Genomic DNA, 23,778 nt, shown 5'->3' with positions numbered 1-23,778 from the left:
TCGTGAGCCTTTGGACCTCCCTGGAGCCCGCGTCCGCGACCGTGGACCCGGGTGGCAGTACGACTGTGCGGTTGCGTCTGCGCAACACCGGTGACGTGGTCGACGAGTACCGCTTCGAGGCGGTCGGTGATGTCGCGCCCTGGACCGTCGTGGAGCCGCAGACGTTGCGGCTGTATCCGGGGACGACGGGGACGGTGGAGTTGACGTTCGCGCCGCCGCGTACGCCGGACGCGACGGCGGGCCCGAATCCCTTCGCGGTGCGGATCACCCCGACCGAGCATCCGGAGGCGGTCACCGTTCCCGAGGGGAACCTGACCATCACCCCCTTCACGGAGGTGCGGGCCGAGCTCGTTCCGCCCACCGTCAAGGGGCGTTTCCGGGGGCGGCCCAAGCTGGCCGTCGACAACCTGGGCAACACGAAGCTCACCGCCTCGGTGAGCGGGAGCGACAACGGCGATCAGTTGTCGTACGACCTCCACCCGAGCAATGTGCAGATCGAGCCCGGTCGTGCCGCCTTCGTGAAGGCGACGTTGAAGCCGCAGCAGATCATCTGGTTCGGGTCGAAGGAGGAGCGGCCGTACAAGTTCGCCGTGCAGCGGTCGGGGGTGGCGCCCCTCGATGTCGAGGGGACCTATGTGCAGCGCGGGTTTCTGCCGCGCTGGCTGGCGACCTTCCTGGGTGTGTTCATGGCGCTGGCGATCACCTTCGTGATGCTGTGGATCGCCTACAAGCCCCAGGTCCGCAGCGAGGCCAAGGAGAGGCTCGACGAGGCCGGTGTCAGCACGCTGGCGCCCAGTGCCTCGGCGACACCGCCTCCCCCGCCCACTCCCACCGCGCCCGCCTCGACACCCCCGCCCGCGGCGCAGTCACCGGCCGCCGGTGGGGGCGGCGGTGGCGGGGGAGGCGGTTCCGAGGAGGAGGAGAAGAAGAAGGCTCCGGAGAAGACCGCGGCCACCGCCGTCCAGGCACTGGCCGCGGACGACCCGGGCGGGCGGCACATCTGCTACCGGGCCTTCGTGACGGGCAAGGGCTGGACGGACGCGGTGTGCGACGGTCAGACTGCCGGCACGGAGGGCGAGGGCAAGCCGATCAAGGCCCTCAACGTCGCGGTGTCAGGCGCCAAGCGCACGGGCAGCGCCGCTTTCGTCCACTTCCCGGAGTCGACCGACGGCAAGGGCCACTACAACGGGAAGCCGTGGTCGTTCGCGCCCGACGGCATCGACAACTACTTCGGCAGCACCAAGCAGGACGCCCCGAACATGCTGGGCTTCACCATCAACGTCGACGACGGCGGCGGCTCCGTCTGCCAGACCGTCCACATCCGCAACCAGGGCTGGCTCGGGATGGGTTGCGACAAGCCCGGCGAAGGGGAGGGGTTCGTCTTCGGCGGCACCCTCAACAACGATCTGTGGCTCGAAGCCGTGAAGTTCACCGTCTGAGGGTGACCCGCACCGGCCCCGGGAGGGGGCGTGGCCATCGCCCCGGGAGGGGCGTCGCCACCTACCAGCCGCCCTCTCCCGGCACCAGCCTGCCCGCCTTGCGGTACTCCCGCCGGGCGCCCTCCAGCAGGTCGTCCGTCGTGACCGGCCCGCCGCGCCCCGCCGCGGTGTAGGCGGCCGTGACGACCGCGCTGCGGATCGAACCGCCCGCCATCTCGAAGTCGCGGGCGACCGCCGCCGGTTCGATGTCCTCGGTGCACGGGACGTGGGCGAGGCTGTGCCGCCACAGGGCCCGGCGCTGCTCGGCGTCCGGGAACGGGAAGTCGACCACCAGGTCGAGCCGCCGGGTGAACGCCTCGTCGATGTTGGCCCGCAGGTTGGTGGTGAGCAGGGCGATGCCGTCGAAGGACTCCAGGCGCTGGAGGAGATACGCGCTCTCCATGTTGGCGTGCTTGTCGTGGGAGTCCTTGACCTCGGAGCGCTTGCCGAACACGGCGTCCGCCTCGTCGAAGAGCAGCACGGCGTCCGTGCGGTCGGCCTCCGTGAAGATCCGTTCGAGGTTCTTCTCGGTCTCGCCCACGTACTTGTCGACGATCGAGGAGAGCTGGACGACGTAGAGGTCCAGGCCGAGTTCGGCGGCGACGACCTCGGCGGACAGTGTCTTGCCGGTGCCGGACTCGCCCGCGAAGAGCCCGAGGACACCGTGGCCCCGGCCGCCTCCGGCGCTGAGCCGCCAGTCGCCGAGGACCTGGTCGCGGTGGCGGGCGCGCAGGGCGAGTTCGTGCAGCTGGGCGAGGGGTCTGTCCGGCAGGACGAGGTCGTCCCAGCCGACGTCGGGCCGGATCCGGCGGGCGTGCCGTTCGAGCCCGGACGCGGACTGCTGCCGCGCGGCCAGCCGCAGATGGGCGGCGGTCACCGGGGTGCCGTCGAACATCGCGAGGTCCCGGGCCGCGCGGGCCGCCCGCTCGATACGGTCCCCGCCGAGCCGGTACGGGGCGACGGTGGCGGCCAGGTCGAAACCCGGACCGTCCGCCCCGGCGCCGAGCGCGGCCGACCAGGTGTCCACGGCCCCCGCGTGCGGCCGGGGCGCGTCGAGGACCAGCGGATCGCGGTCGCACCACTGGGGGTCGTACGGCCCGGCCCCGACGAGCACCACGGGTACGCCGGCCTCCGTCATGGCCCGCAGCAACGGGCCCGGCTTCTCCGGCAGTGGTGACACGACGATCGCCCGGTCGCGCAGCCGCGCTTCGCGGAGCACCCGGGGGAGGACGTCGGAGAGGAGTTCGGGGAGCGGCTCCCCGGCCGCTGCGGGCGTGAAGTGCATGGCCCCGACACCCGCGGCGCGCAGGGCGGCCGCGGCGCACACGAGTCCGTCGCCCTCGCGGTGCTCGCGGAGATAGACGGTGCGGGGGCCGACGGCCAGCCGCGCGGCCAGCCTGGCGGTGAACTCGTCGTGCGAGGCCGAGGGCAGGGGCAGAGGTACGGACGAGAGGGAGTCGAGCGGGTGGACGCTGCCGGCGAGTGCGGCGTCCGGGGTGTCGTCGCCGAGCAGATGGGCGACGAGCCGGTCCGGTACGCACAACGAACGGCTGAGGAAGGGGCGTTCGGGTTCCTCGACGGCCAGCAGCCCGAGCGCGGACAGCGGCGCCGAGGGATGGAACCGGGCCCGCGCCTCGGCGAGGTGCACGGGCAGCCCGCACAGGTCGAGCGCCAGCCCGGCGGTGGCCCGGCGCCTGCTGACGTCGTCGTTGAGGTACCCGTACAGCGACTCGAAGGAGCGGTCCAGGTCGGGCGCGAGGGCGATGAGCAGGATCCGGGTGTCCAGCTCGGTCAGCCCGAGACGCACCGCGAGCCGCTCCAGCCGGGTGGCCGGGGCGGACTCCGTGCCTTCGGCACCTGCCGTGTCCTCGAAGCCGGTCGCGTTCTCGAACACATCGGTGTACGACACGGCCGTGGGCCCCAGCAGATGCCGTACGGCCTCGTCGGAGAGGTACAGCCCGCGCAGCGGATCGTCCGCCGTGGGGTCGACGGCGCTGCGGCTCGCGACCAACTCGGCGACCCGTTCACGCAGTTGGGCGAGGCGGACGAGAAGCGCGCCGGACGTGGGAGAGGCGGCGGAGGCGTACGTCTTCACTGCTGCGGTTCTCCGGTGTCCGACGCGGTTGCGGGCTGCCGTGCCCGGTGGGTGCGCTCCTGCGAGCCGTCCAGCGTGCCGTCCATGCCACGTACGCGGACCACGCCCTCCGTGACCGGGGGACCGACGTCGTACTCGGGGAAGGCCGGGAAGGGCGCGGTGACCACGAGGTCGAGGGACGGTTTGAGTTCGCCGCCGAGGGCCGACCAGATCTCGGCGAGGGACCGGGACTCGGTGTGCAGCCCCGCCACCGTGAGCGGGACGGTAAGGCCCAACGCGCCGAGCGCGCCCGGGAGTTCGTCGGCGGACAGGAGTTCGTGCGGCAGCATCGTGGTCAGTACCGCGGAGAGCAGCCGGTGTTCGTCCTGGGGCTGTTTGGTCCAGGCGGTGACCAGGTACGACAGCCGGAACCAGCGGGGCGGCTGGCGGCGGCGCACGATCACGTCGCGTTCGTCGCGGACGGAGACCTGGCCGCGCTGGCGCCGGGAGACGTCCTCCCGGATGTCGTACAAGTAGGCGTTGACGGCGGGCGCGTTGCGCCGGGCCGCCCAGTCGCGGGTCGGGGCCTCGAAGGCGATCTCGATGCCGGAACCGGCGAGCGCGCCGCCCCCGAGCAGCCGCTTGAGGACCTCGTCCACCTCGTGGATCACCGTCGTGCTCCTGCCCTGCCGTGCCTGTGCCGTGTCGCCGCCGGAAGTCGGAAGCCGGAGGCCCGACCGGCCCGTGCCGACACCGGTACCGCTGTCGTGACCGATCGTGCCCTACCGATCGTGCCTGCGGAGCCCGAGGCTCCGCAGGCACGCCGGGGACGGCCACCGGGCAGACAGGATTGCCCAACTGTCCACATTCGATTGCCCGTTCGGTCAGATGTAGCCTTCCCGAAGGGCATGGGCCACGGCGTGCGCCCGGTTGCGCAGATGCAGCCGGGTGGTGAGCCCATGCATCACGTTCTTGACGGTCCGTTCGGAGTAGGACAGCTTGCTGGCGATCTCTCCGGTGTCGAGCCCCTCGGCGACCAGCCTCAGTACGTCCACCTCGCGCGGTGCGAGTCCCGAAGCGGGAGCGCCGGGATGGCCGGTCGCGGTGCGGTGCAGCGACCTCACCTGGCTGATCAGCCGGCCGAGCAGATCGGCGGGCAGATCGCCGTCGCCGCGGGAGGCCGCGAGGACGGCCTGCACGAGCCGGTGCGCGGTGGCCTCGTGGCGCCACACGATGGCCCCGGCGCCGGAGTCGATGGCGTCGAGGAGTTCGCTCTCGCGGATCGCACTCACCACGAGGACGGCACGGGCGCCCTCGCTGCGCACGAGTCTGCGCAGCCGGGAGAGGGTGGCCTCGTCCAGTGTGTCGTTGACCAGCAGGGCGATGGTGTCCGGCCCGGTCTCGGTCTCCTCACGGAGGTCGATCACCGGGTGCTGCCGAAGCTGGCCGAGCACTCCCTCCCGGGAGATCGGGTCCCACGCGTGCACCGACACCGGTATGCGGGGCTCGGATCCGTCCGTGCCGGGAGCCGTGGTCCCGAATGAGCTGCGCAACCGAATCTCCCATGTCCACGGGCCCGTCACCTCTGTGGCGACCGTGACAGGCGTGCGCACACCACACTTCTGTGGCCCGTGTGGCCGGCGCAATCGTGGAGCACCACGAGACACACCACGAGATCGGCGGCACCGCGTTCTCGGCCCGTGGGTCATGTCACGCAACGAGGTTCCCGCTCCACCCCGTCCCACACAGCGGAACGCACCACGGCCACGAGGGAGGCAGGGATGTCCGTAGCGTTGTTCGAGCGCCGGGAGGAGCTGGAGCTGGTGGCCGCCGAGGCCGAGCGGGCCCGGGCCGGATCCGGCCGTCTCGTCCTGCTGCGCGGCGCCACCGGCACCGGCCGCACCGCACTCCTGGAGGCCGCCGCCGAGCAGGCGGAGGCAGCCGGAATGCGCGTCCTGCGGGCCCGCTGCTCGCCGGACCAGACCTCCGTGCCGTTCGACACCGTCTTCCAGCTCCTCGCGCACGGACCCGGGTTCGACTCGGCCGCGGGGGAGGAGCCGGACCCGCCCGGCACCCCGCCCCACCGGGGCAGGCCCGCACGGCTGTGGCGTCTGCTGCGCTCGTACGCGGATGACGCGCCTCTCCTCTTGGCCGTGGACGACGTGCACCTCGCCGACGAGTCCTCGCGCCGCTGGCTGGTCGATGCCGTGCGGCGGATCGACCAGTTACCCGTGCTGATGGTGGTGACCGAACGCAGCCAGTACGACATCGATCCGCCGGCCGACGGGCTGGTGCACACGCTCTCCCCCGCCCTCGTCCGCACCCGCACGCTGGCCCCGCTGAGCGCCGGCTCCGCGGCGGAGCTGGTCCGTTCGGCCCTCGGCCGTCCCGCCCCGGCCGAGTGGGTGGACGACTGCGTACGGGCGGGCGCGGGCAGTCCGCTGCTCCTGCGCGCCCTGCTGGACGACGTCGTGAGTACTGCCCCGGAGGACACCCCGGCGGTCCTTCCGGACAACTGCGCGGCGCTCTACCCCGGTTCCTACGCGGCCGCCGTGTCCTGGTGGCTCGACAGCGCCGGGCCCACGACCACCGAGGTCGCCCGCGCGCTCGCCGCTCTGGACGACGACGAGGAGGGCGACGAGAAGGACGGGAACGGGGACGGGGACGGCGAGAGCGGCCGGGGCGGACACGGGGACGCCGACGCCGGGTTGCTCGCCAGGACGGCGGGCGCCGACCCCGCCCGCGTACCGGGCTGGCTCACCGCGATGACCGGCCTCGGGCTGCTGCGCTCCGGCCCCTCCGGACGGCCCCGCTACGCCCATCCGCTGCTGCGGGACGCGGTGCTGAGCAGTTGGTCGGGCGCACTGCGGCAGGCGGCGCACCACCGGGCGGCCGAGGCGATGCTGCGCCGTGGTGACAGCGCCGAGGCGGTGGCCGGGCAGCTGCTGCGGTCCGCCCCGGTCGGCGAGGCGTGGGCGACGGGTGTCCTGCTGGACGCCGCGGACCTGGCCGTCCGGGACGACCGCAGCGACGATGCCCTGGTGTTCCTGCGCCGCGCCCTCGACGAGCCGATGCCGGACGCCCGCCGGAGCGTGGTCCTCACCGAACTGGGCTCGCTGGAGTACGCCACCGTACGGTCGACGGCCGGGATACCGCGGCTCGCCGAGGCGATGCGGCTGCCGGGTCTGCCGCGCGACCGGGTGCGCGCGGCGGTCGCGCTGGGCACGGCGCTGGCCCGGCGGGGCGAGGCGCGCACCGCGATCGACGTGCTGCGCGGCCTGGAGGACGAGCATCTGACCGGCCATCCGGACCTGGTCCGCACCGTACAGACCGCCTCGGCGCTGCTGTCCGACCACGACCCGGGGACACGGCGGGAGGTGTACCGCTGGCTGCGGGAGACCGCCGAACGCTCGCCGCAGCTCGTCGGCACGGCCGGGCAGGCGCTGCTCGTACGCTACGAGTCGACGGCCGGTCTGACCTCGGCGGCGTCGGCGATGCGCCGGATCCGCGCCCTGCTGGCGCAGCCGGCCGACCCGCTCGCGGAGGGGTTCCTGCTGGGCACGGCCGCCGCGGTCGCCCAGTGGGCCGACCAGCTCGACGAGGCCGGACGGCTCGTACGACGCGGCCTGGCCGGGCAGCGCCCGTCGCTGCTGCACCCGATGCACCTGGCGCTGCTGAACGTACAGGTCGACATCGCCGCCGCCCGTGGCGCGTACGCCGAACTGCTCGCCGACCCGGAGGCGTTGAGCCCCGTCGCGGGCCGGCCGGACCCTGCCAACGCGCAGGCCCACGCGCTGATCGCGCTCGTCGAGACGGGCCGTACGGAGGAGGCCACCCGGCTCGCGGACGGCTTCGGCCTCCAGAACCCGCACGACACCTGGGAGTTGAACCGCTTCCTCTACGCGCGCGGTGTCCTGCGCGCGGCCACCGGCGATCCGGCGGGCGCGCTCGGCGACTTCCTGGAGTGCGGGCGCCACCAGTCGGCACGGGACGTGGCGAGCCCGGTCGTCACCCCTTGGCGGACCGCGTCGGCGGAGTGCCACCTCGCGCTCGGCCGGCCCCGCCAGGCGCTGGCCCTGGCCGAGGAGGAACTCCGCCTCGCCACGGTGTGGAACACGCCCCGTGTCCTGGGCCGGGCCCTGCGCGTCCTGGGCACGGCGACCGGCGGCCGCCGAGGCCTCGATCTGACGGACCGGGCGGTACGGGTCCTGCGGCAGGGGGCCGGCGGGGCGTCGGCCGGAACACCCGAGGCGACACCACCCGAGGCGTCCCTCGACGCGGCCTCCGACGGCGGCGGGTCCGCGACCCCGGCCGGGGAGCCGGTCGAAACGGAGTTGATCCCGGCGCTGATCGCACAGGGGCGCCTGCTCACCGCCACCGGGGATCGGGCACGGGCCCGCGAGTCACTCCGGGAGGCTGCCGAACGCGCCGAACGGCTGGGCGCGGTCCGGATGCGGGCGACGGCGGAAGTGGCCCTGCGCGAGGGCGGCGCCCGCCGCGCGGCGACGGCACGGACGGGGTCCGGTTCGCTCACCGCCAGCGAGCGCCGGATCGCGGAGCTCGCCGCGCAGAGCCGCACGAACATGGAGATAGCGGAGCTGCTGCACCTGGCCCGGCGTACCGTCGAGACTCATCTGACCAGTGCCTACCGCAAGTTGGGCATCCGCCGCAGAGCGGAACTCGGCGCCGCGCTCACGGACGCCGGGTCCCGCTCAGGTCCGCCCGAAGACACTCGGGCATAGGCAGTACGTGCCCTACTTGGTCGTGCGGTAGGCCCCGTAGACCGTCTGCTTCAGGGTGTTGCCGTCGGCGTCGGTGAGGGTGGCGCGCAGCGAGACCGTGCCGGGCTTGGCCGGGCTGCGCAGCTTGAGGAACTTGCCGTCCACGGCACTGGCCTTCTTCCAGGTCCTGCCTCCGTCGTAGGAGACGGCGAAGGCGAGCTTGCGCAGCGAGGCGACCTCGGTGGCCGCGCCCTGGAGGGTGAAGGGCACGGTGAGAGTCGTCCTGGCCTTGGCGGTACTGGCCAGCGACAGCTTCGGGGTGAAGCGGACGACCGTCAGCGGCAGCCGCTCGGGCGCCTCACCGGCGACGTGCGCCGAGGCGAAGGTCCAGGTCGCGGCGACCCGGGTGCTGACGGCGGACTGCGCCGGGGAGCGGGAGACGTCCACGTCGAGCCTGTAGCTGCGCCGGCCGGCGGGGACCGTGTGGGACTCACCGTCCAGCGGCTCGTCCACCGTGAAGATCTCCTCGCCGTCGGCGTGGAGCGAGCTCCTGGCCTTCGTGTAGGCGGAGTTGCCCACGTTGCCGCCGCCGTCGGAGAACAGCGGCAGGTACGCCGAGAAGGTGTCGCCGGAGCGGATCGCGCCCGGCCGGTCGAAGCCGTGCGCGAGCGGACCCGAGGGGAGGGACGGGCCGAAGACGCCGACGTTGAAGCGCTGGGTGTAGTCCCTGCCCGCCGCGTACGCCCTGGGCGCGCCGACCTGGGCGTTCTCCCACGTCGGATCGCCCTCCACGTCGGGGGCGCCGAGCTGGCTGACCTGGTAGAACCACTTGATGCCGTTGGGCAGTACGTAGTCGGTGCCGGTCAGCGGCAGACGGCCCGGCGTCTGGAAGAGGTTGAAGTAGCCGCCGGGCATCAGCGGCGCGGCCCAGACGGTCGCCGTCTTGCCCTTGACCGGCGTCCCGACGACGATCTTGACCTTGGTGAGCTGCGAGCGCCTGACGTTCTTGGTGAAGCCGGACAGGTCGCCCGTACGGTTCCAGGCCAGCCGGTAGTTGACGGCCTTGTGGGTCCAGATTCCGTGGTACATCGCGGACGCCTCGGCGGCCGGCACCGGGGCGCCGAGCTGTCCGACACGCATGCTGCCGAAGGAGGGGGCGTCGTACAGAGACGTGTACGGCTTGTTGTTGACGTCGACGTGGAAGAAGAACATCGCGCCCGCGGGCTTGGCCGCGCCGTCCGGCACGGTGACCTTGACGGGTTTCGTCTTCCGGGCGTCCATGACCAGGGTCGTGTCCTTGGTCAGCGCGAACTTCGGGTACAGCAGCACGGACCGTCCGGAGTTGCCGGTGAAGAACCTTCCTTCCAGGGCGTAACGGCCCTTCGGCAGACGGATGGTGACCTCGCCGTCCTTCTTGTCGGCGACCTCCGTCCAGATGTCGTTGTCCAGGCCGTAGATACCCGTCTCGGCGTCGTCGGGGACCTTGCCCTCGAGGTCGAGGTGCTTGATGGTCAGGTCGTACGACTCGACCTCGCGGACGACGCCGAGGGAGGTGCGCGCGGTGGTGGTGCCGTCAGCGGTGGTGGCGGTCACCGAGCCGCCGAAGCTGCCGTCGGCCGCTCCCGCACGCGTGTCGGCGGTCACGGTGGCGGTCGCCTCCCCGCCCGCCGGGACGGTGAGTTGCTGCGGCGAGACGGTGAACAGGCCCTCGGCCGTGGGCTTTCCGTCGTCGCCGTAGGCCTCGGTGGCCAGGTCGAGGGTGACCGGCCCGGTACCCGCGTTGCGGTACGTGACGTCCTTGGTGACCGGCTGGTCGTCGGTGTGGGGGAATTCCTGTGTCCCGAAGTCCAGCGAGGTCGGGCTGCTGGTGAGCTGCTGGGTGATCGCCCCGGCGACGTCCACCCGGCCGGTGCCCTGCGTGTACGCGGAGGTGGCGGCGGCCGGCTTCGCGGAGGCGGTGAGGGCGGCCTTGATCCGCGAGCCGGTCCAGTCCGGGTGCTGCTGGGCCAGGATCGCGGCGGCGCCCGCCACATGCGGGGTCGCCATCGACGTACCGCTCATGGAGACATAGCCGTCGGCGGCGGGGTCGCCCATGAAGCCCTCGGCGGCCTTGGCGGCGACGATGTCCACGCCCGGCGCGGTGAGGTCGGGCTTGAGGGAGCCGTCGGCCGTGGGACCGCGGCTGGAGAACTCGGCGATGGCGTCCTGCCGGTCGACCGCGCCGACGGTGAGCGCGGCGGCGGCGCTGCCGGGCGTGCCGATGGTGCCTTCCTTGGGACCATCGTTGCCGGCGGCTATCACGAACAGGGCGCCGGAACTGGCCGACAGGTCGTTGACGGCCTGTTCCACGGGGTCGATACCGGGCCTGTCCTCGCCGCCCAGGCTCATGTTGACGACCTCGGCGCCCTGCGCGACGGCCCACTGCATACCGGCGATGACACCGGAGTCGTCGCCCGAGCCCTCGTCGTCGAGCACCTTGCCGACCAGGAGCCGGGCGCCGGGCGCGACACCCGCGTACTTGGTGCCCGCGGGAGACGCGGCCCCGGAGCCCACGATCGTCGAGGCCACGTGCGTGCCGTGGCCCGCGCGGTCGACGGTGTCCGCGGCGGCGGAGAAGTTCTTCTCCGCGTCGATACGGTCCTTCAGGTCCGGATGCGTGGCGTCGATGCCGGTGTCGAGGACGGCGACCTTGACGCCCTTGCCGTCGTACCCCGCCGAGTGGGCCGCGGGCGCGCCGATCTGCGGCACGCTCCGGTCCAGGCTCGCCTTCACCTTCCCGTCCAGCCAGATCTTCCTGACCTTCGCGGAGCCGGTGCCGCTGGTGAGCGTCTTCCACAGGGCGGAGCCCTCGGACTTACGGGCGCGTACGGCGTCACCGTTGATGCTCGGCAGGTCCCGGCGGACGGTCGCGCCCGAACTCCGGAACGTACCGGCCGACAGGGACGTGCCCTTGTCGTACGTGACGATCAGCGGTACGTCGGAGCGGCGGGCGTCGTCGTAGTGCCCGCCGACCAGCCGCTTCACGTCGAACAGCCGGCGGTCGACCGTGCCGTTCGCGATCAGCGGCTCGGCGTCGCGCGGCACGACATACGCGTGACCGGCGGCCTGCTGGACGCGGAAGCCGATCCCCTTGCGGCCCTCGGCGGCCACCACACCGGTGACCTTGCCCTTGGCGTCCAGGGCCACCTTGTCGCCGGTCACGAGCGTGACCGTCCTGGCGGCGGCGGGGAGGGGGCTTTCGACGGGGGCGGCCTGGGCGCCGCCGGACGTGCTCACCAGCAGTCCGGCGCCGAGCGCCGCCGTGAGAGCGGCGGCCAGCGGGACCGTCACGACCGCTCGTTTCCTGTGCTTGTGCGACTTCAACTCGGGCCTTTCGACATGGTTCATGGCGATGTGTTCGCCGGCTCGGGGCAGCGTCAGGGCGCGGCGGAGCGACACTGTGGCCGCTCGGCCGCGTACTGGGAAAAGGACAGAAAGGAGAACTGCGAAGAGAACTGCGAGAGGGACTGCGAGGGGGTCGGGCCGGACGAGGCGCCCGGCCGGACGGCGGCGCTCGGTCAGACGAGGCGCTTGCGGCCCCAGAGGATGACGAAGGCCGCGATGCCGGCGGTCAGGGCCAGCAGGATCGAGGCGCCGAGCCACTGCATGGAGGACATCTGGGAGATCGGGATGTACTCGACGTTCCAGCCGACGACCTGTGCCTTCTCCAGGCAGGCGTTGGCGGCCTTCTCCGTCGGCTCGTTGCAGCTGCCGTAGCCGATGAGGTCGCCGGACGCGGTGAGGTAGGACTGGTCCACGGCATAGGCGCCGTCGGGCAGCTTCGGGAAGTTGTCTCCCCCGACACCGTTGGTCGTGACGGTGATGACGTCCCCGAGGGACATCCGGAAGTGCGACCACACCATCTGCACGACGACGGCGAAGCCGAAGGTGACGACGATGGACAGCAGGGTCCGGCGCAGCAGCATGCCGATCGCGATGCCGCCGACGACGGTGAACAGGGTGAGCGCCACGGGCACGGGTCCACTGCTGTCGAAGGCGTTTCCGTCGGACCAGTCCAGCGCGTACTGCGACGACTTGACCGGCGACCACCACCAGGTGAACACGGCGGAGGCCGCCGCGGTGGACACCGCGACCACGAGTGCGGTCACCCCGAGCTTGGTGGCGAGCCAGCGGACGCGGCTGGTGGACTGCGCGTTGACCAGCTTGGCGGTGCCGCCCTCCAGGTCCCCGGCGAGCAGCGGCGCGCCCAGGAAGACACCGATCAGGATGGGCGCGTAGCCGAGCAGTTGGCCGGCCATGCTGAGCGGCCTCCGGTTGAACTTCTCCTCCCAGCCGGACTTCAGGTCCGGCCAGCCGTAGCCGTCGAGGTACGTCACCATCTGCTGGCGCCCGTAGAGCATCAACGCGACGGTGATCGCGGCGGTGGCCAGCAGGGTCCAGTACGCGGCCCGGTGCTGACGCCAGACGAGCCAGTTCATGCCGCTGAGCCGCAGGCCACGGCCACGGCCCGCCTGGGGGTGGGCGGATTCGGCGGGGGCCGGTCCGCCGGTGCTTCCGGTGCTGGTCATCGTGCTCATGCCGCCACCGCCTGCGGGGCGACGTAGGAGCTGGGACTGATCAGGGGCGGTGCCTCGGGGGAGCGCAGATAGGCGAGCAGGAGTTCCTCCAGGTTCGGGGTGCTCGCCTGCCAGGGGCCGCCGCTGACCGGCCCGTCGGGGCGGACCAGCGCGGTGAACTGCCGTCCGCTGGTACGGGTTTCGACCACCGTGTGGTACGCCAGCTCCGCGGGCGCCCGCCCGTCGGAGTGGACCCCGGTCAACACGGCGTGCGCGGTGCGGAGTTCGTCGACCTCACCGGCGAGCCGCAGCCCTCCTTCGGCGATGACCAACAGGTAGTCGCAGGTGTTCTCCAGCTCGGCGATCATGTGGGTGGACATCAGCACGGTGGTGCCGCGCTCGGCGGCCTCGGCCAGCAGGGTGCTCATCAACTCGTGGCGCACCAGCGGGTCGAGGTCGGACATCGGCTCGTCGAGGAGCAGCAGGTCGGGGCGCTTGCCGAAGGCGACGGCGAACGCCACCCGGGTGCGCTGGCCGCCGGAGAGGGTGCCGATCCTCGCCTCGAACGGCACATTGCCCGCGCGGACGATGTTCTCGGCGGCCCGCTGGTCCCAGCCGGGGTTCAGTTCACGGCCGAACCGCAGGGTCTCGGCGACGGTGAAGCGCTTGAACAGCGGCTTCTCCTGGGCGAGGAACGCCGTACGCCGGCCGGCCTCCGCGGACTCCGGGGCCGCGCCGAACACCCGCAGCGTGCCGGCGGTCGGCTCCAGCAGGTTGGCGGCGATGGACATCAGCGTGGTCTTGCCCGCGCCGTTGGGGCCCACCAGACCGCAGATCCGCCCGGCCGGCAGCCGGAAGGAGCAGTCCCGCAGGGCCCAGCCCCGGCGGTACTTCCTGCCGACCGCGTGGGCCTCTATCGCGGACTCGCCCGCGAGGCCCCCGTATATCTCGTGTCCCCCGTAACCCGTCCCGTTGCTCATCATCCGTGTCCCCCGTGTCCCTTGTGCCCGGCGGTCGCGCTGGTCTCGGCGTACCGCTCCTCCATCACCGACGTGACCAGCGCGGTCACGTCCTCCTGTTCCAGACCCGCTTCGTGGGCCCGGTCCATCCACGCCTCCAGCTCACCCCGCAGCGGTGAGTCCGCCCCCGCCTGAGGACGGGCCAGCGACTGGCGGACGAAGGTGCCCAGGCCCGGCCGAAGTTCGACCAGGCCCTCCCGGTCCAGCTCGCGGTACGCCTTGAGCGTCGTGTTCGGGTTGACCGCGGAGGTCGCCGCGACCTCCTTGGCCGTCGGCAACTGGTCCCCGGGCACCAGTACGCCGAGGCGCAGGGCCTGCTTGGTCTGCTGGACGATCTGCTGATAGGCGGCCACCCCGCTCCGCCTGTCGATCCGGAACTCCAACTTCCATCACCACCCTTTAGCTAATGAACTAGTGGATTGATGATGGAGATGATGGAGTACGGATCGCGTACCTGTCAAAGACCTCTGGTCACCGAACGCCGAAGACCCTCCCGCGAGTTGATCGGCGGAAGGGTCTTGGACGGAGGTCGCGGTTCTGGTCGGCTGTTTGCCGCTTACCCCTTGTCCGGTGCGGAGGGAGTGGCGGACTGCTCGGTCACGAAGGAGCCGAGGCCGGGTTCGGTGTGGATGAGCCCTTCCGTGCGCAAGCCCTTGTGCACCTTCTGCGCGGTCGCTGTGGCGATCCCGAATTCGGCGATGATCTGTTGGACGGACGGCACTCGGGTACGCGGCGGGTAGGTCCCGTCCTCGATCCGGCTCCGGATGACTTCGGCGACCTGTCGCCAGCGAGGGATATCTGGTACGAACTGCATCACTACACCACCATGTCCATACTAAGGACACCAGTGCGATCCCTGATACCCCCTAGTACACCTGCCTCACTATGGGTAAGGTGCGGGCAGAAGACCCCCGCGACGGAAGCAAGCCGTCCGGGGGCGCGGCCACCAGCAATTCCTGAACCGGAGCTGATGACATGACCGACCTTATCCACCGCCTCGCCACCTGGGTGGGCCTCCTGCTCATCCCACGCGGAGCGCATCGAGGGCGGCCGGCCCACCCGGCACCCGCCACCTCCCCGCCACCGCGAGCCGTCGTGCCGCCCCTCCCCGCCCACCGCAGCCCGTACGGCCTGGACACCCCCCTCGACGCCACCGCCACCCAGCCCGTACGCCCCTACCTGACCGCCCACGAGCAGTGGTGGCGGCGCCGCGAACTCGCCCTGGCCACCCTGGGGTTGGACACGCCGGGACCGTACTGGATCCACGGGGTGGAGGTCGCCTGATGGAACCGCAGCCGCTGGAACAGCCGCGCCTGTTGCCCTGGTCGGGGCCCGAGGGCAAGCCCTGCTATCTCATCAGCGACGACCACGGCGGCCCGGTGTCCCGCCTCGCCGACGCCACCGAGTCCATCCAGCTCGGCATGGGTACGGAACTCCTCGCGCACGCCCACGAGATGCTGCCGGACAGTCCGCGGGGCGAACTCCGTTTCCTCGCCGAGCGGTTGAGCGAGGCTCTGCAGGCGGCCCTGCGGGTGGCCGAGAGCCGGGGCCGACGCCTCAGCCGGCTGAACTGAGCGCCGACCACCAGAGGACGCCGACACCCCATGCCCGGGCGGGACATGGGGTGTCGGCCGTGCTGACGTGGTGGGCTACTTCACCGGTTGCGGCTCCGGCTCGTTCTCCGAATCGGCCGCACCCGCCGGGGGTTCGTCGTCGACCGGGGTCTTCACGGAGTCGAGCAGCAACTGGGCCACGTCGACGACCGTGATGGACTCCTTCGCCTTGCCGTCGTTCTTCTTGCCGTTGACCGAGTCGGTCAGCATGACCAGGCAGAACGGGCAGGCGGTGGAGACGATGTCCGGGTTGAGGCTGAGGGCCTCGTCGACGCGCTCGTTGTTGATGCGCTTGCCGATCCGCTCCTCCATCCACATCCGCGCACCACCGGCGCCGCAGCAGAAGCCGCGCTCCTTGTGGCGGTGCATCTCCTGCTGGCGCAGGCCCGGGACGGCCGACATGATCTCGCGCGGAGGCGTGTAGATCTTGTTGTGACGGCCCAGGTAGCAGGGGTCGTGGTAGGTGATGAGGCCCTCGACCGGGGTCACCGGGATCAGCTTGCCCTCGTCGATCAGGTGCTGGAGCAGCTGGGTGTGGTGGATGACCTCGTAGTCGCCGCCGAGCTGCGGGTACTCGTTGCCGAGGGTGTTGAGGCAGTGCGGGCAGGTCGCGACGATCTTCTTCGCGGACTTGGGCTTCTTCGACTCGGCGGTGAAGTTGCCCTCGTCGTCCATCTCCTCGCCGAACGCCATGTTCAGCGCGGAGACGTTCTCCATGCCGAGCTCCTGGAAGAGGGGCTCGTTGCCCAGGCGGCGGGCGGAGTCACCGGTGCACTTCTCGTCGCCGCCCATGATCGCGAACTTGACGCCCGCGATGTGGAGCAGCTCGGCGAAGGCCTTGGTGGTCTTCTTGGCGCGGTCCTCAAGGGCACCCGCACAGCCGACCCAGTACAGGTAGTCGACCTCGGACAGGTCCTCGATGTCCTTGCCGACGACCGGGATCTCGAAGTCGACCTCCTTGGTCCACTCCAGGCGCTGCTTCTTCGCCAGACCCCAGGGGTTGCCCTTCTTCTCCAGGTTCTTGAGCATCGTGCCCGCCTCGGACGGGAACGCGGACTCGATCATCACCTGGTAGCGGCGCATGTCGACGATGTGGTCGACGTGCTCGATGTCGACGGGGCACTGCTCGACACAGGCGCCGCAGGTGGTGCAGGACCACAGGACGTCGGGGTCGATGACGCCGTTCTCTTCGAGGGTCCCGATGAGGGGCCGCTCGGCCTCGGCGAGGGCGGCGGCGGGCACGTCCTTGAGCTGCTCCGCGGACGCCTTCTCGTTGCCCTCCATGTCCTTGCCGCCACCGGCGAGCAGGTAGGGGGCCTTGGCGTGGGCGTGGTCCCGCAGCGACATGATCAGCAGCTTCGGGGAGAGCGGCTTCCCGGTGTTCCAGGCGGGGCACTGGGACTGGCAGCGCCCGCACTCGGTGCACGTGGAGAAGTCGAGGATGCCCTTCCAGGAGAACTGCTCGACCTGGGATACGCCGAAGACGTCGTCGTCGCCCGGGTCGGTGAAGTCGATCGGCTCGCCGCCCGACGTCATCGGCAGCAGGGCGCCCAGCGCGGTGCCGCCCTCGGCGTTCCGCTTGAACCAGATGTTCGGGAAGCCGAGGAAGCGGTGCCAGGCGACACCCATGTTGGTGTTCAGCGCGACGGTGATCATCCAGATCAGCGAGGTGCCGATCTTGATCATCGCGACGAGGTAGATGAGGTTCTGGAGCGCGCCGAGGGAGAGCCCCTTGAAGGCGAGGACCAGGGGGTACGAGGCGAAGTACGCGGCCTCGTAGTGCTCGACGTCGTGGATCGCGCCCTCAAGCCCGCGCAGGGTGTAGATGGCGAGGCCGATGGTGAGGATGACGTACTCGACGAAGTAGGCCTGCCAGGCCTTGGAGCCCGCGAAACGGGACTTGCGGCCGGCCCGGGAGGGCAGGTTCAGCAGCCGGATCGCGATGAGCACGACGATGCCGACGATCGTCATCACGCCGATGAACTCGGTGTACATCTCGAACGGCACGAAGCCGCCGATGACGGGCAGCACCCAGTCCGCCTCGAAGAGCTGGCCGTAGGCCTGCGCGAGGGTCGGCGGCAGCGTCAGGAAGCCGATCGCGACGAACCAGTGGGCGAAGCCGACGATGCCCCAGCGGTTCATCCGGGTGTGACCCAGGAATTCCTTCACCAGGGTGATCGTGCGAGCCTTGGGGTTGTCGGTGCGGCTGCCCGCCGGCACCGGCTGGCCCAGCTTCACGAACCGGTAGATCTGCGCGACGGCTCGGGCGATGAGCGCAACGCCGACCACGGTCAGGACCAGCGACACGATGATCGCGGCGAGTTGCATTTCGGGACTCCTCGGGCCTGCGAGGTTCTCTTCGGGGTGGGTCTCCCGGTTCCCCGAAGATTGATTACTAAGCGGTAACTTATGCAGTCCTCTGAGACTACCCACTCCTGTGTCCGCACTGTAGTCAGGGGTGCGGTGATCTGCGTCGCTGAGGCTTGCCTGAGTGAGTCGTGCCCCTTTAGGGGCGCGGGGCAGTGACACCACGCGGCTCCGCCGCGTGGTGTCACTGCCCCCGCCGCCCCGCAGCCGACAGTCGACCCGCAGGTCAGGGCCTAATTGCGCGTAAGGGTGAGATAAGAGTTGAGCCCCCAAGACTCACCTCTGTTGACCGAGCGGTGAGCGTCGTGCACACTTGAGCCTGTTCCACTCAAGTCATTGCTGGAGGAATTGAAATGGCACGTGCGGTCGGCATCGACCTGGGCACGACTAACTCCGTCGTCAGCGTTCTGGAGGGCGGTGAGCCCACCGTCATCACCAACGCCGAGGGCGCCAGGACCACGCCGTCCGTCGTCGCCTTCGCCAAGAACGGTGAGGTGCTCGTCGGAGAGGTCGCCAAGCGCCAGGCGGTCACGAACGTGGACCGGACCATCCGCTCTGTGAAGCGTCACATGGGCACGGACTGGTCCATCGAGCTCGACGGGAAGAACTTCAACCCGCAGCAGATGAGCGCGTTCATCCTGCAGAAGCTGAAGCGCGACGCCGAGGCGTACCTGGGCGAGAAGGTCGCGGACGCGGTCATCACCGTCCCGGCGTACTTCAACGACTCCGAGCGTCAGGCGACGAAGGAGGCCGGCGAGATCGCGGGCCTGAACGTCCTGCGCATCGTGAACGAGCCCACCGCGGCCGCCCTCGCGTACGGCCTCGACAAGGACGACCAGACGATCCTCGTCTTCGACCTCGGCGGTGGCACCTTCGACGTGTCCCTCCTGGAGATCGGTGACGGCGTCGTCGAGGTGAAGGCCACGAACGGCGACAACCACCTCGGTGGTGACGACTGGGACCAGCGCGTCATGGACTACCTGGTCAAGCAGTTCTCCGCGGGCCACGGCGTGGACCTGGGCAAGGACAAGATGGCCCTCCAGCGCCTCCGCGAGGCCGCCGAGAAGGCCAAGATCGAGCTGTCCTCGTCCACCGAGACCTCGATCAACCTGCCCTACATCACCGCGTCCGCCGAGGGCCCGCTGCACCTGGACGAGAAGCTCACGCGCGCCCAGTTCCAGCAGCTGACGGCCGACCTGCTGGAGCGCTGCAAGACGCCGTTCCACAACGTCATCAAGGACGCGGGCATCCAGCTCAGCGAGATCGACCACGTCGTTCTCGTCGGTGGCTCCACCCGTATGCCCGCCGTCGCCGAGCTCGTCAAGGAGCTGACCGGCGGCCAGGACGCCAACAAGGGTGTGAACCCGGACGAGGTCGTCGCCATCGGCGCCGCCCTCCAGGCCGGTGTCCTCAAGGGTGAGGTCAAGGACGTCCTGCTCCTCGACGTGACCCCGCTGTCCCTCGGTATCGAGACCAAGGGAGGGATCATGACCAAGCTCATCGAGCGCAACACCACGATCCCGACCAAGCGGTCCGAGATCTTCACGACGGCCGAGGACAACCAGCCGTCCGTCCAGATCCAGGTCTACCAGGGCGAGCGCGAGATCGCGGCGTACAACAAGAAGCTCGGGATGTTCGAGCTGACCGGTCTGCCGCCGGCCCCGCGCGGGGTCCCGCAGATCGAGGTCGCCTTCGACATCGACGCCAACGGCATCATGCACGTGACCGCGAAGGACCTGGGCACGGGCAAGGAGCAGAAGATGACCGTCACCGGCGGCTCCTCGCTGCCGAAGGACGAGGTCGACCGCATGCGCCAGGAGGCCGAGCAGTACGCGGACGAGGACCACCGTCGCCGCGAGGCCGCCGAGTCCCGCAACCAGGGCGAGCAGCTCGTCTACCAGACGGAGAAGTTCCTCAAGGACAACGAGGACAAGGTCCCCGGTGACGTCAAGACCGAGGTCGAGACGAGCATCGAGGAACTGAAGACCGCGCTCAAGGGCGAGGACACCTCCGAGATCCGTACGGCCACCGAGAAGGTCGCCGCCGTCTCCCAGAAGCTCGGCCAGGCGATGTACGCGGACGCCCAGGCCTCGCAGGGTGCCGCCGGCGCCGAGGCTCCGGGTGCCGACGAGGGCGCGGGCGCCAAGGCCGCCGACGACGACGTCGTGGACGCCGAGATCGTCGACGAGGACCGTGACCGCAAGGACGGTGCCGCGTGACAGAGGAGACCCCGGGCTTCGACGAGCAGCCCGACGTCCCCTCCGGCGCCACCCCTGAAGACGCCGAGCCGAAGGCTGGCCCCTCCGTGGAGGAGGGGGCGGCCCGGGCCGGGGACGCGGCAGCAGCAGCACAGATCGCAGGCCTCACCGCTCAGCTGGACCAGGTACGCACGGCGCTCGGCGAGCGCACGGCGGACGTCCAGCGGCTCCAGGCCGAGTACCAGAACTACCGCCGCCGGGTCGAGCGCGACCGGATCGCGGTCAAGGAGATCGCCATCGCGAACCTCCTGACCGAGCTCCTGCCCGTGCTCGACGACATCGGCCGCGCGCGGGACCACAGCGAACTGGTCGGCGGCTTCAAGTCGGTGGCCGAGTCGCTGGAGACCGTCGCGGCGAAGATGGGTCTGCAGCAGTTCGGCAAGGAGGGCGAGCCCTTCGACCCGACGATCCACGAGGCCCTGATGCACAGTTACGCACCGGACGTCACCGAGACGACGTGCGTGGCCATTCTGCAGCCGGGGTATCGCTTCGGCGAGCGCACCATCCGCCCCGCGCGGGTGGCCGTCGCCGAGCCCCAGCCCGGCGCGCAGACGGTCAAGGGCGACGAGACGGACGGGACGCAGGCGGCCGACGACAAGGAGAGCGGTGGCCCGGACGAGGGCTGACGTGAAACAGGGCGTACGCGCGCCCGTATGCAGCACGAACACCAAGCGCGTACGTGACAGTGGCGTGCGGAAGGAGGGGCGTCGAGGATGAGCACCAAGGACTTCATCGAGAAGGACTACTACAAGGTCCTCGGCGTCCCCAAGGACGCCACCGAGGCCGAGATCAAGAAGGCGTACCGGAAGCTCGCCCGCGAGTACCACCCGGACGCCAACAAGGGGAACGCGAAGGCCGAGGACCGCTTCAAGGAGATCTCCGAGGCGAACGACATCCTCGGGGACCCCAAGAAGCGCAAGGAGTACGACGAGGCGCGCGCCCTCTTCGGCAACGGCGGGTTCAGGCCCGGACCGGGCGCCGGAGGCGGCAACTTCAACTTCGACCTGGGCGACCTCTTCGGTGGCGGCCCGGGGCAGGGCGGAGCGGGCGGCCAGGGCGGCGCCGGCGGCTTCGGCGGCGGTATCGGTGACGTGTTCGGCGGCCTGTTCAACCGTGGCGGCGCCACGACCGGCACGCGTACGCAGCCGCGGCGCGGCCAGGACATCGACACCGAGGTCACGCTCAGCTTCACGGAGGCGGTGGACGGGGCGACCGTTCCCCTCCGCATGACCTCGCAGTCCCCCTGCAAGGCCTGTTCGGGCACCGGCGACAAGAACGGCACACCGCGCGTGTGCCCGACCTGCGTCGGCACCGGCCAGGTGGCGCGCGGCTCGGGCGGCGGCTTCTCGCTGACCGACCCGTGCCCCGACTGCAAGGGCCGCGGCCTGATCGCGGAGCACGCGTGCCTGGTCTGCAACGGCTCGGGGCGCGCCAAGTCGTCCCGCACCATGCAGGTCCGTATCCCGGCCGGGGTGTCGGACAGCCAGCGCATCCGGCTCCGTGGCAAGGGCGCCCCGGGCGAGCGGGGCGGGCCCGCGGGCGATCTGTACGTCACCGTGCATGTGGACGCGCACCCGGTCTTCGGCCGCAAGGGCGACAACCTCACCGTCACCGTGCCCGTCACCTTCACGGAGGCGGCGCTCGGCGGCGAGGTCCGCGTGCCCACGCTCGGGGGGCCTCCGGTCACCCTGAAGCTGCCCCCGGGCACGCCCAACGGCCGTACGATGCGCGCCCGTGGCAAGGGCGCGGTCCGCAAGGACGGCACCCGCGGGGACCTGTTGGTCACCGTCGAGGTGAGTGTTCCCACGGACGTGACGGGGAAGGCTCGTGACGCGCTAGAGGCGTATCGCGAGGCCACCGCGGACGAGGACCCGCGGGCGGAGCTGTTCCAGGCCGCGAAGGGAGCATGAGGACACCATGGACGCAACCGGACGCCGTCGACAGAGTTCTTATTCCGCATATGAGCTGACGGAAGAAACACCGGTGTACGTCATCTCGGTGGCCGCCCAGCTTTCCGGCCTGCACCCGCAGACCCTCCGCCAGTACGACCGCCTCGGCCTGGTCTCCCCGGACCGCACGGCCGGGCGAGGCCGCCGCTACTCGGCCCGTGACATCGAACTGCTGCGCACCGTCCAGCAGTTGTCGCAGGACGAGGGCATCAACCTCGCCGGCATCAAGCGCATCATCGAGCTGGAGAACCAGGTCGCCGCGCTCCAGTCCCGCGTCGCGGAGATGGAAGCGGCCCTGGACGGCGCGGCGGCGGCGATGCAGCAGCGCGAGGCCGCCGTCCACGCCTCGTACCGCCGCGACCTGGTCCCGTACCAGGAGGTCCAGCAGACGAGCGCGCTGGTGGTGTGGCGCCCTAAGCGACAGCAGTCGGACTGACGCGGACTGACACCGCGTCAATCATGCGAAGGGGCCCGGAGGTTCGACTGAACCTCCGGGCCCCTTCGTGTGGCGCCGCTTGGCCGAACGCCCTCCGCGCCCCTCGCCCGCAGGGAATTTGACGGTACGTCACCATCCGTTCGCGTTCCTCTGGGCATATGGATTCGAATCACTTCTGGATCGAACGCAGTCGAACACATACGGGGGGACATGTTGAGACCGATCACACGTACCAGAGGCGTTCTGCTCACCCTCGCCCTGACGGCCATCGCCACGGCCATCACCGCCCCGCCCACCGCGAGTGCGGCCGCCGAGCGGTCGGCGCAGGTCGGCGCACCGTGCACCAGGTCGCAGCTCGCGGTACCCGCCGGCACCTATCGGGCCGGGGTGTATGACGCCGACCCCACCGGCCGATTCCAGGTCGGCTACATGATGGACACGGCCTTCGTGTACCACCTGATCCGGTGGACCGATGGCGTGCCCGAGGATCTGGGCACTACCCGCACCGGAGCCAAGGGGATCAACGCGCACGGCGACATCGTGGGGTCCGAGTTCGACAACGAGACCTACCGGTCGGCGGGGTGGCTCTACCGGAACGGTGAGTTCAGCGCACTGCCGGGTATCGAGCCGGGCTTCGACACCATCCCGGAGTCCATCAACGCGGACGGCACGGTCTCCGGAGCCTCCGGTGCTCCCGGTCAGCGGCCCGTGCCGGTGCTCTGGACACCGGCGGGCGACGTGCGTCCGCTGGACCTGCCTCCCGGCGACGCCGGCGGGCGCGGCACCGACATCGATGACGACGGCACCATCGTCGGCTGGACCGACGCGGGCCCCGAAACCTCCACGCACGCGGCCCGCTGGAGCCCCGACGGCACCCCGGAGCGACTCCCCGAGCACCGGCCCGGCCCGGAGACCGGGTCGAGGGCCGAGGCCGTGGCCGGCGACACCGCGCTCGGGTACGAGGTCCACGCCACCGGCCCGACCTCGATCCTGCTCTGGCGGAACGGGACCGCAGGCGGTCCCGAGGTCCTCGGCGAAGGCGCACCGCAGGCGGTCAACAGGCACGGCTCGGTCGTCGTGCTTACCACGCCGGACACCAAGTTGTGGCTGATCCAGAACGGGGTCACGCGGTCTCTGCCCAGTGACACCACGCCCTTCCCCACCGCCGAGGTCACGGCACTGACCGACCACGACATCGCCTACGGCCGCTGGAACAGCACTCCCGTGCGCTGGGACTGCCGGCTTCCGTAGTCGTGACCGTGGCAACCACGTGAAGGGGCCCGGAGGCTGAGACAGCTTCCGGGCCC

Annotated in this window: 18 protein-coding genes; 9 read left to right on the top strand and 9 right to left on the bottom strand. The window is 70.8% G+C overall.

The annotated features are described in order from the left end of the window. Positions 1–2: 2 nt before the first annotated feature. Entirely contained in the window at positions 3–1,439 is a 1,437-nt protein-coding gene (locus O3Q52_RS01530; RefSeq protein WP_269646944.1) for a hydrolase, read from the top strand. Positions 1,440–1,500: 61 nt separating this feature from the next. On the opposite strand, the gene O3Q52_RS01525 is transcribed toward O3Q52_RS01530, so the two are convergent. The 3 genes from O3Q52_RS01525 to O3Q52_RS01515 all read right to left on the bottom strand — a co-directional run bounded on the left by O3Q52_RS01525 (position 1,501) and on the right by O3Q52_RS01515 (position 5,105). Beyond that, entirely contained in the window at positions 1,501–3,573 is a 2,073-nt protein-coding gene (locus tag O3Q52_RS01525; RefSeq protein WP_269646943.1) for an ATP-binding protein, read from the bottom strand. Then, a complete protein-coding gene (locus O3Q52_RS01520; protein WP_269646942.1) occupies positions 3,570–4,223 on the bottom strand; it encodes a DUF4255 domain-containing protein in 654 nt (217 codons plus the stop codon). Before O3Q52_RS01520 ends, O3Q52_RS01525 begins: the two co-directional genes overlap by 4 nt. Before the next feature lie 213 nt (positions 4,224–4,436). Beyond that, the gene (locus O3Q52_RS01515; RefSeq protein ID WP_269646941.1) at positions 4,437–5,105 is read right to left on the bottom strand and encodes a response regulator transcription factor; all 669 of its coding nucleotides are present in this window, start codon (positions 5,103–5,105) and stop codon (positions 4,437–4,439) included. Positions 5,106–5,333: 228 nt separating this feature from the next. On the opposite strand from O3Q52_RS01515, the gene O3Q52_RS01510 reads away from it, so the two are divergent. Further along, positions 5,334–8,294 carry an AAA family ATPase gene (locus tag O3Q52_RS01510; RefSeq protein ID WP_269646940.1) on the top strand — a complete coding sequence of 987 codons (2,961 nt, stop codon included), beginning with the start codon at positions 5,334–5,336 and terminating at the stop codon, positions 8,292–8,294. Between the two features lie 12 nt (positions 8,295–8,306). Here the strand turns inward: O3Q52_RS01510 and O3Q52_RS01505 are convergent, their stop codons facing one another. The 5 genes from O3Q52_RS01505 to O3Q52_RS01485 all read right to left on the bottom strand — a co-directional run bounded on the left by O3Q52_RS01505 (position 8,307) and on the right by O3Q52_RS01485 (position 14,662). Next, entirely contained in the window at positions 8,307–11,660 is a 3,354-nt protein-coding gene (locus O3Q52_RS01505; RefSeq protein ID WP_269646939.1) for a S8 family serine peptidase, read from the bottom strand. 170 nt (positions 11,661–11,830) lie between these two features. After that, entirely contained in the window at positions 11,831–12,850 is a 1,020-nt protein-coding gene (locus O3Q52_RS01500; protein ID WP_269646938.1) for an ABC transporter, read from the bottom strand. Further along, positions 12,847–13,809 carry an ABC transporter ATP-binding protein gene (locus O3Q52_RS01495; protein WP_269646937.1) on the bottom strand — a complete coding sequence of 321 codons (963 nt, stop codon included), beginning with the start codon at positions 13,807–13,809 and terminating at the stop codon, positions 12,847–12,849. The genes O3Q52_RS01500 and O3Q52_RS01495 overlap by 4 nt, the downstream gene beginning before the upstream one ends. Then, complete coding sequence (locus O3Q52_RS01490; protein WP_269646936.1) at positions 13,809–14,231, bottom strand: GntR family transcriptional regulator; 423 nt, start codon at positions 14,229–14,231, stop codon at positions 13,809–13,811. The genes O3Q52_RS01495 and O3Q52_RS01490 overlap by 1 nt, the downstream gene beginning before the upstream one ends. 173 nt (positions 14,232–14,404) lie before the next feature. After that, entirely contained in the window at positions 14,405–14,662 is a 258-nt protein-coding gene (locus O3Q52_RS01485) for a GntR family transcriptional regulator (protein ID WP_269646935.1), read from the bottom strand. A gap of 161 nt (positions 14,663–14,823) precedes the next feature. Here O3Q52_RS01485 and O3Q52_RS01480 point away from each other — a divergent pair, with 161 nt between their 5' ends. Then, positions 14,824–15,132 carry a hypothetical protein gene (locus O3Q52_RS01480; protein WP_269646934.1) on the top strand — a complete coding sequence of 103 codons (309 nt, stop codon included), beginning with the start codon at positions 14,824–14,826 and terminating at the stop codon, positions 15,130–15,132. Continuing rightward, positions 15,132–15,422 (top strand): hypothetical protein, encoded by a 291-nt coding sequence (locus O3Q52_RS01475; protein WP_269646933.1) that lies wholly within the window; start codon positions 15,132–15,134, stop codon positions 15,420–15,422. Before O3Q52_RS01480 ends, O3Q52_RS01475 begins: the two co-directional genes overlap by 1 nt. A 75-nt stretch (positions 15,423–15,497) precedes the next feature. On the opposite strand, the gene O3Q52_RS01470 is transcribed toward O3Q52_RS01475, so the two are convergent. Further along, a complete protein-coding gene (locus O3Q52_RS01470; protein WP_269646932.1) occupies positions 15,498–17,789 on the bottom strand; it encodes a (Fe-S)-binding protein in 2,292 nt (763 codons plus the stop codon). A 392-nt stretch (positions 17,790–18,181) separates the two neighbouring features. Between O3Q52_RS01470 and dnaK the strand changes: the two genes are divergently transcribed. From dnaK to O3Q52_RS01445, 5 genes are all read left to right on the top strand, one after another. Continuing rightward, positions 18,182–20,047: a molecular chaperone DnaK gene (dnaK, locus tag O3Q52_RS01465; RefSeq protein WP_269646931.1), complete on the top strand. Its 1,866-nt coding sequence runs from the start codon at positions 18,182–18,184 to the stop codon at positions 20,045–20,047. After that, positions 20,044–20,712: a nucleotide exchange factor GrpE gene (grpE, locus tag O3Q52_RS01460; RefSeq protein ID WP_269646930.1), complete on the top strand. Its 669-nt coding sequence runs from the start codon at positions 20,044–20,046 to the stop codon at positions 20,710–20,712. The genes dnaK and grpE overlap by 4 nt, the downstream gene beginning before the upstream one ends. 87 nt (positions 20,713–20,799) lie before the next feature. Further along, positions 20,800–21,996, top strand: a complete 1,197-nt coding sequence (dnaJ, locus tag O3Q52_RS01455; protein ID WP_055615522.1) for a molecular chaperone DnaJ — start codon at positions 20,800–20,802, stop codon at positions 21,994–21,996. Positions 21,997–22,003: 7 nt separating this feature from the next. Next, positions 22,004–22,471 carry a heat shock protein transcriptional repressor HspR gene (locus O3Q52_RS01450; RefSeq protein WP_055615521.1) on the top strand — a complete coding sequence of 156 codons (468 nt, stop codon included), beginning with the start codon at positions 22,004–22,006 and terminating at the stop codon, positions 22,469–22,471. 210 nt (positions 22,472–22,681) lie between these two features. Then, entirely contained in the window at positions 22,682–23,722 is a 1,041-nt protein-coding gene (locus O3Q52_RS01445; RefSeq protein ID WP_269646929.1) for a hypothetical protein, read from the top strand. Positions 23,723–23,778 lie beyond the last annotated feature (56 nt).

The organism is Streptomyces sp. ActVer (genome assembly GCF_027270795.1).
Taxonomy (GTDB): Bacteria; Actinomycetota; Actinomycetes; order Streptomycetales; family Streptomycetaceae; genus Streptomyces; species Streptomyces umbrinus_A.
This window is presented reverse-complemented; position numbering and strand designations above follow the sequence as displayed.